The 14,778-nt window shown below is 73.2% G+C and carries 10 protein-coding genes; 4 read left to right on the top strand and 6 right to left on the bottom strand.

Annotation, left to right across the window (positions count from 1 at the left end; translation table 11 throughout):
* From ABD207_RS11970 to ABD207_RS11955, 4 genes are all read left to right on the top strand, one after another.
* On the top strand, nt 1-781 hold a 781-nt coding region (locus ABD207_RS11970; RefSeq protein ID WP_344012331.1), incomplete at its 5' end, for a helix-turn-helix domain-containing protein.
* Nucleotides 782-813: 32 nt separating this feature from the next.
* Nucleotides 814-1,833 (top strand): Acg family FMN-binding oxidoreductase, encoded by a 1,020-nt coding sequence (locus ABD207_RS11965; RefSeq protein WP_344012330.1) that lies wholly within the window; start codon nt 814-816, stop codon nt 1,831-1,833.
* A gap of 43 nt (nt 1,834-1,876) precedes the next feature.
* Nucleotides 1,877-4,612, top strand: coding sequence for a cation-translocating P-type ATPase (locus ABD207_RS11960; RefSeq protein ID WP_344012329.1), 2,736 nt, complete (start codon nt 1,877-1,879; stop codon nt 4,610-4,612).
* Nucleotides 4,609-5,493 (top strand): universal stress protein, encoded by an 885-nt coding sequence (locus ABD207_RS11955; RefSeq protein WP_344012327.1) that lies wholly within the window; start codon nt 4,609-4,611, stop codon nt 5,491-5,493. Before ABD207_RS11960 ends, ABD207_RS11955 begins: the two co-directional genes overlap by 4 nt.
* A gap of 44 nt (nt 5,494-5,537) precedes the next feature.
* On the opposite strand, the gene narI is transcribed toward ABD207_RS11955, so the two are convergent.
* From narI to ABD207_RS11925, 6 genes are all read right to left on the bottom strand, one after another.
* Nucleotides 5,538-6,308, bottom strand: a complete 771-nt coding sequence (narI, locus tag ABD207_RS11950) for a respiratory nitrate reductase subunit gamma (protein WP_344012325.1) — start codon at nt 6,306-6,308, stop codon at nt 5,538-5,540.
* Complete coding sequence (narJ, locus tag ABD207_RS11945; protein WP_344012324.1) at nt 6,305-6,985, bottom strand: nitrate reductase molybdenum cofactor assembly chaperone; 681 nt, start codon at nt 6,983-6,985, stop codon at nt 6,305-6,307. The genes narI and narJ overlap by 4 nt, the downstream gene beginning before the upstream one ends.
* Nucleotides 6,982-8,670: a nitrate reductase subunit beta gene (gene narH, locus ABD207_RS11940; RefSeq protein ID WP_344012322.1), complete on the bottom strand. Its 1,689-nt coding sequence runs from the start codon at nt 8,668-8,670 to the stop codon at nt 6,982-6,984. Before narH ends, narJ begins: the two co-directional genes overlap by 4 nt.
* Nucleotides 8,670-12,386: a nitrate reductase subunit alpha gene (locus ABD207_RS11935; protein ID WP_344012392.1), complete on the bottom strand. Its 3,717-nt coding sequence runs from the start codon at nt 12,384-12,386 to the stop codon at nt 8,670-8,672. Before ABD207_RS11935 ends, narH begins: the two co-directional genes overlap by 1 nt.
* A 260-nt stretch (nt 12,387-12,646) precedes the next feature.
* Nucleotides 12,647-13,150, bottom strand: a complete 504-nt coding sequence (locus ABD207_RS11930; RefSeq protein ID WP_344012321.1) for a hemerythrin domain-containing protein — start codon at nt 13,148-13,150, stop codon at nt 12,647-12,649.
* A 191-nt stretch (nt 13,151-13,341) separates the two neighbouring features.
* Nucleotides 13,342-14,625 (bottom strand): MFS transporter, encoded by a 1,284-nt coding sequence (locus tag ABD207_RS11925; protein WP_344012390.1) that lies wholly within the window; start codon nt 14,623-14,625, stop codon nt 13,342-13,344.
* Between the last annotated feature and the right edge of the window lie 153 nt (nt 14,626-14,778).

Here is a 14,778-nt window from a genome sequence, read left to right as displayed (position 1 = left end):
GCCTTCGGCCGCGAAGGCCGCGGACACCGGCCGGCGGGCGTCTTCGTCCGCGAAGGCCGCGGACACCGCTGAGCAAGCACCTTCGTCCACCGACGGCGCGGGCGAGGCGTCCGGCACGGCCGCGCCGCCGGACGGCCCCAATCCGGGAGACATCGGGCGGCGGGTGGCCGCCGAGCGCGAACGGCTCGGGCTGTCGAGGGAGGAGACCGCCCGCCGGGCCCGGATCGCCCCGGAGTACCTGGCCTACATCGAGGAGCAGCCGGCCGCGCCCAGCCTGGCCACGCTGATCAGCCTGGCGGCCGCGCTCGGCACCGATGTGCAGTCCCTCCGCGGCGGCGGCAGGGATCTGCCGCCCGGCCGGGGCTCCGCACTGCTCCACCCCGAGCTGAGGGACCTCAGTCCCGAGGAGTGCCGTGCCAGGCTCTCCACCCACGGGGTGGGACGCATCGCCGTGACGACGCCGGACGGCCCGGCCGTCGTCCCGGTCAACTACGACGTCGTCGACGGCGCGATCGTCTTCCGGACGGCACCGCACTCCGTCCCGGCACAGGCCGTGGGCTCCGAGGTCGCCTTCGAGGTGGACCACCTGGACGAGGCCATGAGCCAGGGCTGGAGCGTGCTCGCCGTGGGCCCGGCCCAGCCGGTCACCGAGCCGGCGGCCGTGCGACGGCTCACCGAACGGGCGCGCAGCTCGCCATGGGCGGGCGGCGAGCGCGAGATGTGGGTGTCGATCCGGCCCACCCGCCTCACCGGGCGCCGCATCCTGCCGGCCGACCGGTGACCGGCACTACCGCCCTCACAAGGGAGGCCACCATGTCCGAGCAGGACCTCTCCACCACCCCGGGCCTCTCCGACGAGCAGGTGAGGGCCCTCGTCCGGGACGCCTGTGCCGCCCCGTCGATGCACAACGCCCAGCCGTGGCGGTTCCGCTATCTGCGCGGCAGCGGCGAGTTCCAGCTGCGCGCCGATCCGGACCGGGTCCTGCCGCACGCCGACCCGGACCGCCGCGCCCTCCATCTGGGCTGCGGCGCCGCCCTGTTCAATCTGCGGGTGGCACTGGCCCACCTGGGCCGCTCCCCCCGGATCCGGCTGCTGCCCGATCCGTCCGACCCGGACCTGCTCGCCACCGTAGGAGCGGCCGCCGGCAGCGGCGACGGCGATCCCGGCGAACTGGCCGCGCTGCATCCGGCTATCCCCGAACGGCACAGCAGCCGCTTCCCCTTCGAGGAGACGCCTCTCCCCGAGGAGCTGCGCGCCGCCCTGGCCGACGCCGCCCGCAGGGAGGGGGCGGAGCTGGCCTTCCCTTCCCCGTGGCACCTCGAGCAGGTGCTGGACCTCATGGCGGAGGCGGAGGTCCGCAACAAGGACGATCAGGGCAGCGAGGAGGACCTGGCCCGCTGGACCCGCCCCGACGCCGTGTCCGAGGACGCGGCCGCCGACGGGGTTCCCGGCTACGCCTTCGGCCCGCGCAGGCGCGGCGGCAAGGCGCCGATGCGCGACTTCGCCGGGGGCAGGACGGTGGCGGCGGACCCCGGGTCCGCGGAGTTCGAGCGCATTCCCCAGCTGGCCGTCCTGAGCACCGCCCGCGACCGCCCCGAGGACTGGCTGCGCGCCGGGCAGGCCATGCAGCGCGTGCTGCTGCTGGCCACCCGCGAGGGCCTGTCCAGCTCCTTCGCCACCCAGGCCCTGGAGTGGAGCGATCTGCGCTGGCAGCTGCGCGACCCGGTGTCCGGGACCGGGGTCGTGCAGGTCGTGCTGCGGCTCGGATACGGCCCCAAGGGCCCCAGGACGCCGCGCCGTCCGGTGCCGGACGTGCTCGACATCGAGGGATGACCCGGCTCCGGCCCGCACCGGCGTCTTCGGAAGGGAGCAGCCGATGGCTGACGGCAGGCGGGCGGATCCGCTCGTGAGGGAGACGACGGGTCTGACCTCGGCCGAGGCCGCGCGGCGGCTCCGGGTGCACGGTCCCAACGAGATCCCCTCCCGGCCGCCCACCCCCGTCTGGCGCCGGGTGCTGCAGCAGCTCCGCGATCCGCTGATCCTGGTGCTGCTGGTGGCGGCCGCCCTGACGATCGCCACCGGGGACCTGTCCGACGCCGCCGTGATCCTGCTGGTGATCGTCGTGAACACCGTCGTCGGTGTGGTGCAGGAGGTGCGGGCCGAGCAGGCGGTCAGGGCGCTGTCCGCGATGAGCGCGCCGGAGGCCCGGGTGGTGCGGGACGGCGCGGAACGCTCCGTCCCGGCCGCCGAGGTCGTGCCCGGTGATCTGGTGCTGCTCGCCGAGGGTGACATCGTCCCCGCCGACGGGAAGGTGGTGGACGCGGCGCAGCTGCTCGCGGACGAGTCGTCGCTCACCGGCGAGTCGGTACCGGTCGAGAAGGCCCCCGATGCCGACGGCCCGCGCGGCACGGTGTCGGCGGGCACGGTCGTGGTGCGCGGCCGGGGCCGGATGGAGGTCACCGCCACCGGGGCGGCCGGCGCGCTCGGCCGGATCGCGGCGCTGATGGGCACGGGCCCGGGCCTCACACCGCTGCAACGGCGCCTGGTGCGGTTCGGCCGGGTGCTGGCCGCGGCCGTCGTGGTGCTGTGCGCCGTGGTCCTGGCGCTCGGGCTGGTGCGGGGGCAGCCCGTGGAGCTGATGATCGTGGCGGCGATCAGCCTGGCCGTCGCCGCCGTCCCGGAGTCCCTGCCCGCGGTGGTGACGCTGTCGCTCGCGCTGGGGGCGCGGCGGATGGCGGACCGGCGGGCCATCGTCCGCAGGCTGCCGGCGGTGGAGACGCTCGGCTCGGTGACGGTGATCGCCACCGACAAGACCGGGACGCTCACCGAGGGCCGCATGGCGGCCGAGCGGCTGTGGACGCCGCACGGCGGGGCGACCGTGACCGGCGAGGGCTACGCGCCCGAGGGCGGCGTGCTCCGCGACGGCCGTACCGTCGGCGTGGACGACGCACCCGATCTCGCGGCGCTGCTGCGGGTGGCGATGCTGTGCAACGACGCGGCGCTGCAGCCTCCGCGGGGCGCATCCGAAGGCGATGAAGGCACGGCGGAGCGCAGGGCGGTACCGGACGGCTCGGACGAGTGGAGCGCGCTGGGCGACCCCACCGAGGCGGCCCTGCTGGTGGCGGGGGCCCGCCTCGGTCTCGACCGGCAGGAGCTGGACCGGACGCTGCCCCGGGTGGGCGAGATCCCTTTCGACAGCGGACGCAAGCGCATGACGACCGTGCACCGCCGACCCGGCGGCGGAGTGCTCATCGCCTGCAAGGGCGCCCCGGAAGCACTGCTGCGGCCCGACGTGCTGTCCGACGGCCCCGAGACCTTGAGCCGGGCGGCGGCCGAGGCGGAACGGCTCGCCCGGCACGGCTACCGGGTGCTGGCCGTCGCCTCCGCCGAACGCCGAACGGCTCAGCAGCCGCCCTCCTGGGAGTCGGGCCTGTCCCTGCTGGGCCTGGTCGGCATCGTGGACCCGCCGCGCAGCAGGTCGGCGGGGACGATGGCCGCCTGCAAACGCGCCGGGATCGTCCCCGTCCTCATCACCGGCGACCACCCCCTCACCGCGCGGGCCGTGGCCGAGCGGCTCGGCATCGCCTCGCGCGACGAAGAGGTCACCACGGGCCGGCTCATCCGGGAGGGCCGGGCGGGCGATCTGACGGGCGTACGGGTCTTCGCCCGCACCACTCCCGAGCAGAAGCTGGACATCGTCGAGGCCTGGCGCGGCGCCGGGCACGTGGTGGCGATGACCGGTGACGGCGTCAACGACGGCCCGGCTCTGCGCCGGGCCGACATCGGTGTGGCGATGGGCCGCCGGGGCACGGAGGTCGCCCGTCAGGCGGCCGACCTGGTGCTCGCGGACGACAATCCGGGCACCATCGTGGCGGCCGTGGAGGAGGGGCGCCGGGTCTACGACAATGTGCGCCGCTTCCTGCTGTACGGGCTGGCCGGCGGCACCGCGGAGATCCTGGTGATGCTGTTCGGTCCCTTCCTGGGGATGCCGCTGCCGCTGCTGCCCGCGCAGATCCTGTGGATCAATCTGCTGACGCACGGCATTCCGGGGGTGGCGCTGGGCGCCGAGCCGGTCGCCCCGGACGCGATGCGCCGGCCGCCCCGGCCGCCGGAGGAGAGCGTGCTGGGTGCCGGGCTGTGGCCGCGGATCCTGCTCATGGGGGCGTTCATCGCCACGGTGACGCTGGTGGTGGGCGTCTGGGCGCGGGAGACGGGCCGCCCCTGGCAGTCGATGCTGTTCCTGGTGCTCGGTGCGACACAGCTCGGTGTGGCGCTCGGCTCGCGTGCCCGCCCGGGCAGCCTGGCCAACCCGTTCCTGCTGGTCGCCGTGGGCGCGGCGCTGGCCCTTCAGGTGGCCGGCGTCTATCTGCCCCCGCTGCAGGAGCTGCTGGGCACTCAGCCGCTGGCGCCGGCCGACCTGGTGATCGCGTTCCTGCTGTCCGGCCTCGGCCATGTGGTGATGCGGCTGCAGACCCGGTTGAGACCGGAACGGTCTCCCGGCATCGCGCCGCACGACTCTGGTGGCGGCACTGAGGGGTTCGGGCGAGGCTTGGTGGGAGGGCTTCGTGAGCTTCGTGACGGGAAGTCCGGTGAGACGAGGAGGCTCCGGTGAGTGGCGGACTGGTGGTCGTGGGCGTGGACGGCTCGGCGTCGAGCCTTGCCGCCGTGGAGGTGGCCGCGCGCGAGGCGCGGCTGCGCGGTGCGGGACTGCGGGTGGTGCACGCGTTCTTCTGGCCGGCACTGCATGTGCCGGTGGGACCGTCGCCCTTCGGCCCGGCCGAGGGCGGCCTCCAGAACATGGCCGAGCGGCTGCTGAGCGAGGCGGTGCAGCGGGCGAAGGCGGCCGAGCCGGAGCTGGACGTCACCGATGTGCTGGTCACCGGGGAACCGCTGACGGTACTGGAGGCCCAGTCCCGTGCCGCCGAGCTGGTGGTCGTCGGCACCCGGGGCATGGGCGGCTTCGTGGGGCTGCTGGTCGGCTCCACCGCGGTCCATCTGGCGGCGCACGGGCAGTGCCCGGTGCTGGTCGTGCGCAAGGAGCCGAATCCGGACGGCCCGATCGTGCTGGGCGTGGACGGCTCCCCTGCCGGGCAGCGGGCCATCGAATTCGCCTTCACCGAGGCCGAGTTGCGCGGCGCCCCGCTCCTCGCGCTGCACGTCTGGAGCACCTGGACCGCTGCCCTGCCGCCGCCGCCCACCCCGGCGGCGCCGTACGCCAACGAGCCGGAGGCGCTCCGCGAGGAGGAGGAGCAGCTGCTGTCCCAGGCCCTGGCGGGCCATCAGGAGAAGCACCCCGACGTCCCGGTCGAGCGCAAGGTGGTGCGGGGCGGCGTCCGGGAGTCGCTGATCGAGGCGAGCCGGGACGCCCGGATGCTGGTCGTGGGCGCCCGCGGCAGGGGCGGTTTCACCGGTCTGCTGCTCGGCTCGGTCAGCCAGGCCATGCTGCACCACGCGTACTGCCCGGTCGCGGTGGTGCGCGCACCCCACTCGTGAGCCGGTCGCATGGGGTTGAGCCGGCCGCCTTCGGTTGAGTGCGCTCAGCTCACGCGGTCCCAGCCGCGGCGCGGGGGGCGGGTGCCGAGCCGGGTGTCGCGGCTGCGGTAGACGATGTACGGCCGGGTCAGATAGCCCAGCGGCGCGGTCAGCATGTGCACCAGCCGGGTGAAGGGCCAGATGGCGAACAGCAGCAGGGCGCTGACGGCGTGCAGCTGGAAGAGGACCGGGATGCCGGTCATCAGGTCGGGGTCCGGCTGCAGGGAGAAGACCGAGCGGAACCACGGGGAGACGGTCTCGCGGTAGTTGTAGCCGCCACCGGCGATGTTCGCCGCAACGGTCGCCGCCAGCCCCAGTCCGATGGTCACCGCCAGCGCCAGGTACATCGCCTTGTCATTGCGGGTGGTGGCGGAGAAGACCGGGCCGACGGTGCGGCGCCGGTAGATGAGGATGGCCATGCCGCCCACGGTGGCGACCCCCGCGACCGTGCCGAGGACCACGGCCAGGACGTGATACGTGTGCTCGCTGATGCCCACCGCCTCGGTCCAGCTCTCCGGGATCAGCAGCCCGCCGACGTGGCCGAGCGCCACGATCAGGATGCCGAAGTGGAACAGGGGGCTGCCGATCCTCAGCAGCCGGTTCTCGTACAGCTGGGAGGAGCGGGTGGTCCAGCCGAACTTGTCGTAGCGGTAGCGCCAGATGTGGCCGAGCACGAACACGGCGAGGCTGAGGTAGGGCAGCACCACCCACAGCAGGATCCCGCCGGTGCCGGACTCCACCGCCAGGGTGACCGGGTGCGCGGGTGCGGTGCTCATCGGGGACCTCCAGCCTGCGGGGCGGACAGGTACTGCGGCGGTGCGGAGGGGTCGAGGCCGTAGGGATCGAGTCCGACCTGCTCCTCGGGCGGGCCCTCGGCGGCGAGCCGGGCCACGGCCTGGCGCTGGTCGCCCGCGAGGGGCGGCAGCGTGGCGGACACGGAGTCCAGCAGGTGCGCCCAGGGCGAGCCGGTGTCCCGCAGGGAGAGCCGCAGCAGCTCCAGGCCGGCCCGGTGCTCGGTGAGCAGCCGGTGCCCGGCAGCGGGCTCCGCGCCCGCGAACTCCAGCAGCACGGCCAGATGGTCGGGCAGCTCCTCCTCGCCGAGCCGCCAGCCGGCCCTGGCGTAGGCCTGCTTGAGCCGCAGCAGGGCAAGGCCCCGCCTCCGGGTGTCGCCGTGCGCGTAGTAGGTCAGGTACGGGCAGCAGCGTTTGCGGTGGTCGAAGGTGTCCACATAGGCCGCGGCCAGGTCGTCCGGCTGGACGGCCCGCACGTGGGCGGTGAAGCGCAGCAGCGGCTCCCGCACCTGCCCGGGCAGGACCGGTGCCACACGCTCGGCGAGCGCCGTCCGGGACGGCGTGTCGTCGGGGTATCCGAGCAGCAGGGACTGGATCTGCCAGGCGTACGGATGCCAGGACTCGATCCGCTGACGTGCCGCCGGCTTGATCGTCCGCTTCACGGCTTCGGCTCCCCTCCGCTGTCGTCGCCGCCGTCGGTGCTTCTGGGCGGGAACAGGCCCGGTGGTGTGCCTCTGCCGTCCCAGTTGAGGAGGTTGACGCGGGGGCCGCTGCGGACGGTGGGCGCGGGGGTGTCGGAGGTCTGCCGGTCGCGCAGGGCGCGGTAGTTCTCCACGGCGATGGGTGCCGCGCCGCCGGAGGTCTCGCCGAAGGGGCCGGAGCCGCCCATGCCGGGGCCGCCCTCGTAGTCCAGGCTGCACTCGGTGGCCAGCTCCTCAAGCCGGTGGGCCTGTTCGGCGTGGGCGGGCGGGATGACGTACCGCTCGTCGTACTTGGCGAGGGCCAGCAGCCGGTACATGTCGTAGAGCTGCTCCCCGGTCATGCCGACCGCCTCGGCGATGGCGTCCTGCGGTTCGCGGCCCAGGTTGATGTCGCGCATGTAGGAGCGCATGGCGGCGAGGCGCCGCAGCACCAGGTCCACGGGGGCCGGGTCGCCGGCGGTGAACAGCTGGGCGAGGTAGTCGACGGGGATGCGCAGGGCGTCGACGGCGGCGAAGAGATTGCGGTGGTCCTCGGCGTCGTGGCCGGTTTCGCGCACCGCGTCGACCACGGGCGACAGCGGCGGGATGTACCAGACCATGGGCAGCGTCCGGTACTCCGGGTGCAGCGGCAGCGCCACCCGGTAGGTGTTGATCAGCGCGTACACCGGGGAGCGCCGGGCGGCCTCCATCCAGTCGTACGGGATGCCCGCCCGCTCCGCCGCCTCGGCGACCTGCGGGTCGTGCGGGTCCAGGAACACCTGCCGCTGCGCCTCGTACAGATCCGTCTCGTCGGGCGCGGAGGCGGCCTCCAGGACCTTGTCGGCGTCGTAGAGGACCAGGCCGATGTAGCGCAGGCGGCCCACGCAGGTCTCGGAGCAGACGGTGGGCAGCCCGACCTCGACGCGCGGGAAGCAGAAGGTGCACTTCTCGGCCTTGCCGGTGCGATGGTTGAAGTAGACCTTCTTGTACGGGCATCCGGTGACGCACATCCGCCAGCCGCGGCAGCGGTCCTGGTCGACGAGGACGATGCCGTCCTCCTCGCGCTTGTAGATGGCGCCGGAGGGGCAGGAGGCCGCGCAGGAGGGGTTGAGGCAGTGCTCGCAGATGCGCGGCAGATAGAACATGAAGGTCTGCTCGAACTCGAATCTGATCCGCTCGGAGACCTGGCCGAGCAGCACGTCCTTCTCTTGCGTCGTCTCCGAGCCGCCCAGGTCGTCGTCCCAGTTGGCCGACCAGGAGATCTTCATGTCCTTGCCGGTGATCAGCGACTTGGGGCGGGCGACCGGCGTGTGCTCCTGGAGCGGGGCGTTGGTGAGGGTCTCGTAGTCGTAGGTCCAGGGCTCGTAGTAGTCGTCCAGGGACGGCAGGACGGGGTTGGAGAAGATGGTGGCCAGCTTCTTGAACCGGCCGCCCGCCTTGAGGGTGAGCCGGCCCCGCTTGTTCAGCTGCCAGCCGCCGCGCCAGCGCTGCTGGTCCTCGTAGCGGCGCGGGTAGCCCTGGCCGGGGCGGGTCTCGACGTTGTTGAACCACACGTACTCGACGCCGGTGCGGTTGGTCCACGCCTGCTTGCAGGTGACCGGGCAGGTGTGGCAGCCGATGCACTTGTCCAGGTTCATCACCATCGCCATCTGGGCCATCACGCGCATCAGTACGTCACCTCCTGGTCGGCGCGGCGGCGGACGACGGTGATCTCGTCGCGCTGGTTGCCGGTCGGGCCGAGGTAGTTGAAGGCATACGACAGCTGGGCGTAGCCGCCGATGAGATGGCTCGGTTTGATCAGCAGCCGGGTCAGGGAGTTGTGGATGCCGCCGCGCCGGCCGCTGGTCTCGGTGCGGGGCACGTCGATGAGGCGGTCCTGGGCGTGGTGCATGTAGACGGTGCCCTCGGGCATCCGGTGCGAGACGACGGCCCGGGCGGCGACGACGCCGTTGCGGTTGACCGCCTCCACCCAGTCGTTGTCCCTCACCCCGATCTTGGCCGCGTCCTTGGTGCTCATCCAGATCGTCGGGCCGCCCCGCGACAGCGACAGCATGAACAGGTTGTCCTGGTACTCGGAGTGGATGGACCACTTGTTGTGCGGGGTCAGATAGCGCACGGTGACGCCGAGTTCGCCGACCTCGCCGAGGCCCGGCTCGCCGAACAGGGCGTCCATGTGCAACGGCGGCCGGAAGACGGGCAGTTGCTCGCCGAGCGCGAGGATCCAGTCGTGGTCCAGGTAGAAGTGCTGGCGGCCGGTGAGGGTGTGCCACGGTTTGAGCCGCTCGACGTTGACCGTGAACGGCGAGTAGCGGCGTCCTCCGGTCTCCGAGCCGGACCACTCCGGTGAGGTGATCACCGGGACGGGGGCCGCGCGGGTGTCGGCGAAGGTGATCTGCTTGCCCTCGTGCTCGGCGGCGAGATCCGCCAGCCGCGTGCCGGTACGCGCCTCCAGCGCGTGGAAACCCTGGGTGGCCAGATGCCCGTTGGTGGTGCCGGACAGGGCGAGGATCGCCTCGCACACCTGCGTGTCGCGGGCGATCGAGGGCCTGCCGTCGGCCACCCCGCCGCGCACCGTGCCGTTCTTGTGCCGCAGATACTCCAGTTCGCGGTCGACCTTGAAAGTCACCCCTTTGGTGGTGGCCCCGAGGGTGTCGAGGAGCGGCCCGAGGGCGCCCATCTTCTCGGCGACCGCCGGGTAGTCGCGTTCCACCGTGATCAGCTTCGGCAGGGTGCGGCCGGGCACCGGCTCGCACTCCCCCGCCTTCCAGTCCCTCACCCGGCCGTGCGGGGTGGCCAGTTCGTCGGGGGTGTCGTGCAGCAGCGGCGCGGCGACGACGTCCCTTCGCACCCCGAGGTGACGGGCGGCCTGACGGCTGAACTCCTCGGCCAGGGTGCGGAAGATGTCGAAGTCGGTGCGGGTCTGCCAGGGCGGCGGGATCGCCGGGGTGAAGGCGTGCACGAAGGGATGCATGTCCGTACTGGACAGGTCGTGCTTCTCGTACCAGGTGGCGGCGGGCAGCACCACGTCGGAGTAGACCGTGGTGCTGGTCATCCGGAAGTCGAGGGTGAGCAGCAGGTCGAGCTTGCCCTCGGGGGCCTCCTCCCGCCATTCCACGTCCCGGGGCCGGGCCTCCGGGGGTGCCTCGGCGGCCCGCACCGAGGAGTCGGTGCCCAGCAGATGCTTCAGGAAGTACTCGTTGCCCTTGGCCGAGGAGCCGAGCAGATTGGCCCGCCACACGGTGAGGACGCGCGGGAAGTTCTCGGGCGCGTCCGGGTCCTCACAGGCGAACCGCAGCCGCCCGGCCCTGAGTTCCTCCACCACGTGCTCGGCGACGCTCCGGCCGGCCGCCTCGGCCTCGTCGGCCAGGTCGAGCGGGTTGCGGTCGAAGGTCGGGTACGAGGGCATCCAGCCCATGCGGGCGGAGGCCGCGATGACGTCGGCGGTCGTCTTCCCGGCGAAGGGACCGGCCCGGCCGGCCCCCGCTGCAGCGCCCCCTCCGGCTGTGCCCGCTGGGGCGGCGGCGAGGGTGTCCGCCGAGAAAGGGTCGTAGCGGAACTGGTCGCTGTGCAGGTACCAGTAGGCGGTCTGGATCATCAGCCGGGCCGGGCGGTTCCAGTCGGCGGCCGTGGCGATCGCCGTGTAGCCGGTGATGGGGCGGACCTTCTCCTGCCCGACGTAGTGGGCCCAGCCGCCGCCGTTGACGCCCTGGCAGCCGGTCAGGGTGGTCAGGGTCAGGAAGGAGCGGTAGATGGTGTCGGAGTGGAACCAGTGGTTGGTGCCCGCCCCCATCACGATCATCGAACGGCCCTTGGACTCCTCGGCGTTGGCCGCGAACTCGCGGGCGATCCGCGCCGCCCTGCCCGCGTCGACACCGGTGATCGCCGCCTGCCAGGCGGGAGTGCAGGGCTCGGAGGCGTCGTCGTAGCCGGACGGCCAGGTGCCCGGCAGTCCCTCGCGGGCCACTCCGTACTGGGCCAGCAGCAGGTCGTACACCGTGGTCACCGTGCGGCCGCCGATCCGGCGCACCGGCACCCCGCGCCGCAGTGATCCCGCGCCGCCGTCCAGGCCGTCGAAGCGCGGCAACCCGACGATCACGGGCGGCTCCTCGCCGCCCTCGGCGGAGAGCAACGGCCGGATGCCGCCCAGGTCCAGATTCCAGCGGCCGGCGCCGGACTCGCCGAAGCGGTCGCCGAGGGTGCCGTTGGGCACCACGGGCGCGCCCGTGGCACCGTCCAGCAGCACCGTACGGAACTCGGCGTGCTCGGCGCGCGCGTGCTCGCCCCCGAGATCGGCGGCGGTGAGGAACTTGCCCGGCGCGAACACGCCGTCGCCCCGCTCCTCCAGGGCCACCAGGAACGGCAGATCGGTGTAGCGCTTGACGTACTCGGTGAAGTACGGCGTGGGCCGGTCGACGAAGAACTCCTTGAGGATCACATGCCCCATGGCCATCGCCAGCGCGCCGTCGGTCCCCGGCTGCGGGGACAGCCACTCGTCGGCGAACTTCACATTGTCCGCGTAGTCGGGCGACACGGCCACGACCTTCTGCCCCCGGTAGCGGGCCTCCACCATCCAGTGCGCGTCCGGGGTGCGCGTCACCGGAAGATTGGACCCCCACATGATCAGGTAGCCGGCGTCCCACCAGTCGCCCGACTCCGGTACGTCGGTCTGGTCGCCGAACATCTGCGGCGAGGCCACCGGCAGATCGGCGTACCAGTCGTAGAAGGAGAGCATGGCCCCGCCGAGCAGGGAGTAGAAGCGGGCCCCCGCCGCATGCGACACCATCGACATCGCCGGGATCGGGGAGAAGCCCGCCAGCCGGTCCGGCCCGTACCGCTTGATGGTGTAGATGTGCGCGGCCGCCGCCAGCTCCGCAGCCTCGGCCCAGCTCGCCCGCACCAGGCCGCCCTTGCCGCGGGCCCGCTTGTACAGGCGGGCGCGCTCGGGGTCGGTGACGATGTCGGCCCAGGCCGCCACCGGGTCGCCGAGCCGGGCCTTGGCCTCCCGGTACATCTGGAGCAGCACACCCCGTACGTACGGGTAGCGCACCCGGGTCGGCGAGTACGTGTACCAGGAGAAGGCGGCGCCGCGGGGGCAGCCCCGCGGCTCGTACTCCGGCCGGTCCGGGCCCACCGACGGGTAGTCGGTCTGCTGCGCCTCCCAGGTGATGATGCCGTCCTTGACGAACACCTTCCACGAGCAGGAGCCGGTGCAGTTCACTCCGTGGGTGGAGCGGACCACCTTGTCGTGGGACCAGCGGTCCCGGTAGAACTCGTCGCCCTGCCGGCCGCCCTTCTTGTGCAGGGTGCGCAGGTCGTCGGAGACCTCCGCCCGGGTGAAGTAGCGGCGGCTGCGCACCAGCGCCTCCGCGAGGGCACCGTCCATGCCCGTCTCGGCGCCCGTCTCGGCCCGCGCCCGGTTACCGGTCTCCGTACTCACCGCGCCACTCCGCTCCGGGCCCTGACACCCGTTCGAATTGTGATCGGTTACGGCCGCCTCGACTCTACGGCCGTACGGCCCCGCGACGGGGCCTGCGACACCACCCATCCCGGATGGCGGCGCCGGGATCGCCCGGTTGCCACCGGGCCGGCTGCTCTCCGGGGCGGGATCCCCAGGGGGTGTCCGCGACGTGCTGCTTCTGCCGCTCACGCCTGCGCCGCCCCGTCGGCGGCCGGGACCGTCCGGGGCAGGACGCCGCCCGCCTCGGCCCGGACATCCGCCACCGCTTGCCACTCCTCGGTGCCGAGCAGCGCGAGCGCCGCCGGGAACACCCCGTCCTGCTCCTTGAGGATGTGGTCGCGCAGCACCGCCATCTGCTCCATCAGCCGGTCCGGCCAGCTCGGGTCGGCGGGTGTAGCGCCCTCGCCGGCGGCCTCCGCCAGCACCGCCTCGATCCGGCGGTGCTCGGCCTGCAGCGCGGCAATCTGCTCGGGGAACTCGTCCGCGAGGGGCGGGAACAGGCCCTGCTCCTCCACCCGGGTGTGCGGAGCCAGGATGGCCGCGATCCGGCGGGCGACCCGTGCCATCGCGGGCACGTCCCCGGCGGCGTGAGCGGGGCGGAGATGGCTGATCAGCCGGACCACCTCCTCGTGCTCACGCGTCAGCTCGTCGATCGATGTCAGCGACTGGCAGCCGCAGTACTCGCACACGGCTTCTGCTCCTTCACACTCCGGGCTGTTCATGGGGCTGGTTCACTCGAGCTGGTTCACTCGCGCCGCTCGACCTCGGGCCGGTCGGCCTCGGGCCGGTCGACTTCGGTCGGTTCAGCTCAGGCTTGGGTTCACTGCGTGCCGGTGCCAGTGCCGGTGCGCGAGGCCGGGGCCGACGCCGTCGTCGCCGCTCACCCCGGCGGGCCGCCGGACCCGGCGCGGGCGGTGGATTCAGCGCGACCGGTGGACCCGGCGCGGGCGGTGAGCCGCCCACCGTCCCCGCGTCCGCCCTGGCCCTTGCCGGTCTCCCGGCCCCCGGTGCCCCCGCCCCGAGCCGCCGCCCGGACCCCGGTCAGGGTGAGGACGAGGGCCGCGCCGGCCACCACGGCGAGGAGGGCCAGCCCGATGGCGTACGTGCCGTACGCGCCGTACAGGGCGCCCATCACCAGCGGCGGCAGGAACCCGCCGAGCCCGCCCGCGGCCCCGACCACACCCGTGATCGCGCCGACCTTGTTCGCCGGGGCCAGCAGGGCCACCAGCGCGAAGGTCGCACCGCTGCCGGCGCCGAGCGCGGCGGCCACCGACAGGAAGGCGATGGTGCCCACCGGCATCAGAGCCGGGCTGAACGCCTGCACGACCGCACCGGCGATCACCACCGCCAGCGACCCGGCCAGCACCCGCACCGGCCCCAGCCGGTCGGACAGCCAGCCGCCCACCGGCCGCATCGCCACCGCCAGCAGCACGAACCCGGCCATCCGGTCGGCGGCGTCGGCCTGAGTCAGTCCGTAACCGGTCTTGAGGTACGTCGGCAGATACACCGAGAAGGCGACGAAGCCGCCGAAGACCACCGCGTACAGCGCGGAGGCCTGCCAGGTGAGCGGCAGCCGGGCAGTGGCGGCCATCCGGCGGACCAGCGACTCCGTCGGCACGGTACGCCCCGGCGCATCACGCAGCAGCAGGGCGGCGGTGACCGCGTACAGCGCCAGCACACCGGCGGTGATCAGGAACGGCGTGGCCATGCTTCCGGCCTCGACGAGCTTCACCGTGGTGAGGGCACCGAGCGCGGTGCCGCCCATGCCGACGCCGAACACGCCGTTGGCCAGGCCGCGCCGCTCGGGCGGGAACCAGGCGCTGACGAAGGGCACGCCGACGGCGAACGCGGTGCCGCCGATGCCGAGGAAGAAGCCGCCCACCAGCAGCGCGGCGAGTGAGGAATGCCCCGCCAGGCCCAGGTAGAGGATCGGCACGATGGTCGCCGCCGACACCAGCGGGAACATCACCCGCCCGCCGAACCGGTCGGTCAGCGCGCCCACCGGGATCCGGCCCAGCGAGCCCACCACGACCGGCACGGCCACCAGCAGCGACTGCTCGAACGACGACAGGCCGAGGTCGTCCTTGAACCGCGGCCCGAGCGGGCTGAGCAGCGCCCAGCCCCAGAAGTTCAGGGCGAAGCCGATCGTGGCGAGCGCCAGCATCAGCCAGGCCCGGCCCGGCACCGCGGGTTTCGAGGGGTGCCTGCCCTGCTCGGACTTCACTGGTAGGACCATCTCGTCCGTCCCCTGCGTCGTGGGTGACCTTGACAGTGCTCTGACCGTGTTCTCGGATCGACCGCCGACGGCAGCGCTGCT

It is taken from the genome of Streptomyces thermospinosisporus (genome assembly GCF_039526425.1).
In the GTDB taxonomy this organism is placed as follows: Bacteria; Actinomycetota; Actinomycetes; order Streptomycetales; family Streptomycetaceae; genus Streptomyces; species Streptomyces thermocarboxydovorans.
The sequence above is the reverse complement of the archived record's forward strand: the minus strand, read 5'-3'. Positions and strand labels throughout refer to the sequence as shown.

Excerpts from the sequence above, each read along its gene's own strand:
- ABD207_RS11965 (WP_344012330.1), top strand. The coding sequence starts at position 814 with ATGTCCGAGCAGGACCTCTCCACCACCCCGGGCCTCTCCGACGAGCAG.
- ABD207_RS11925 (WP_344012390.1), bottom strand. The coding sequence starts at position 14,625 with ATGCTGGCGCTCGCCACGATCGGCTTCGCCCTGAACTTCTGGGGCTGG.
- narI (WP_344012325.1), bottom strand. The coding sequence starts at position 6,308 with ATGAGCACCGCACCCGCGCACCCGGTCACCCTGGCGGTGGAGTCCGGC.
- ABD207_RS11935 (WP_344012392.1), bottom strand. The coding sequence starts at position 12,386 with ATGGACGGTGCCCTCGCGGAGGCGCTGGTGCGCAGCCGCCGCTACTTC.
- ABD207_RS11960 (WP_344012329.1), top strand. The coding sequence starts at position 1,877 with ATGGCTGACGGCAGGCGGGCGGATCCGCTCGTGAGGGAGACGACGGGT.
- narH (WP_344012322.1), bottom strand. The coding sequence starts at position 8,670 with ATGCGCGTGATGGCCCAGATGGCGATGGTGATGAACCTGGACAAGTGC.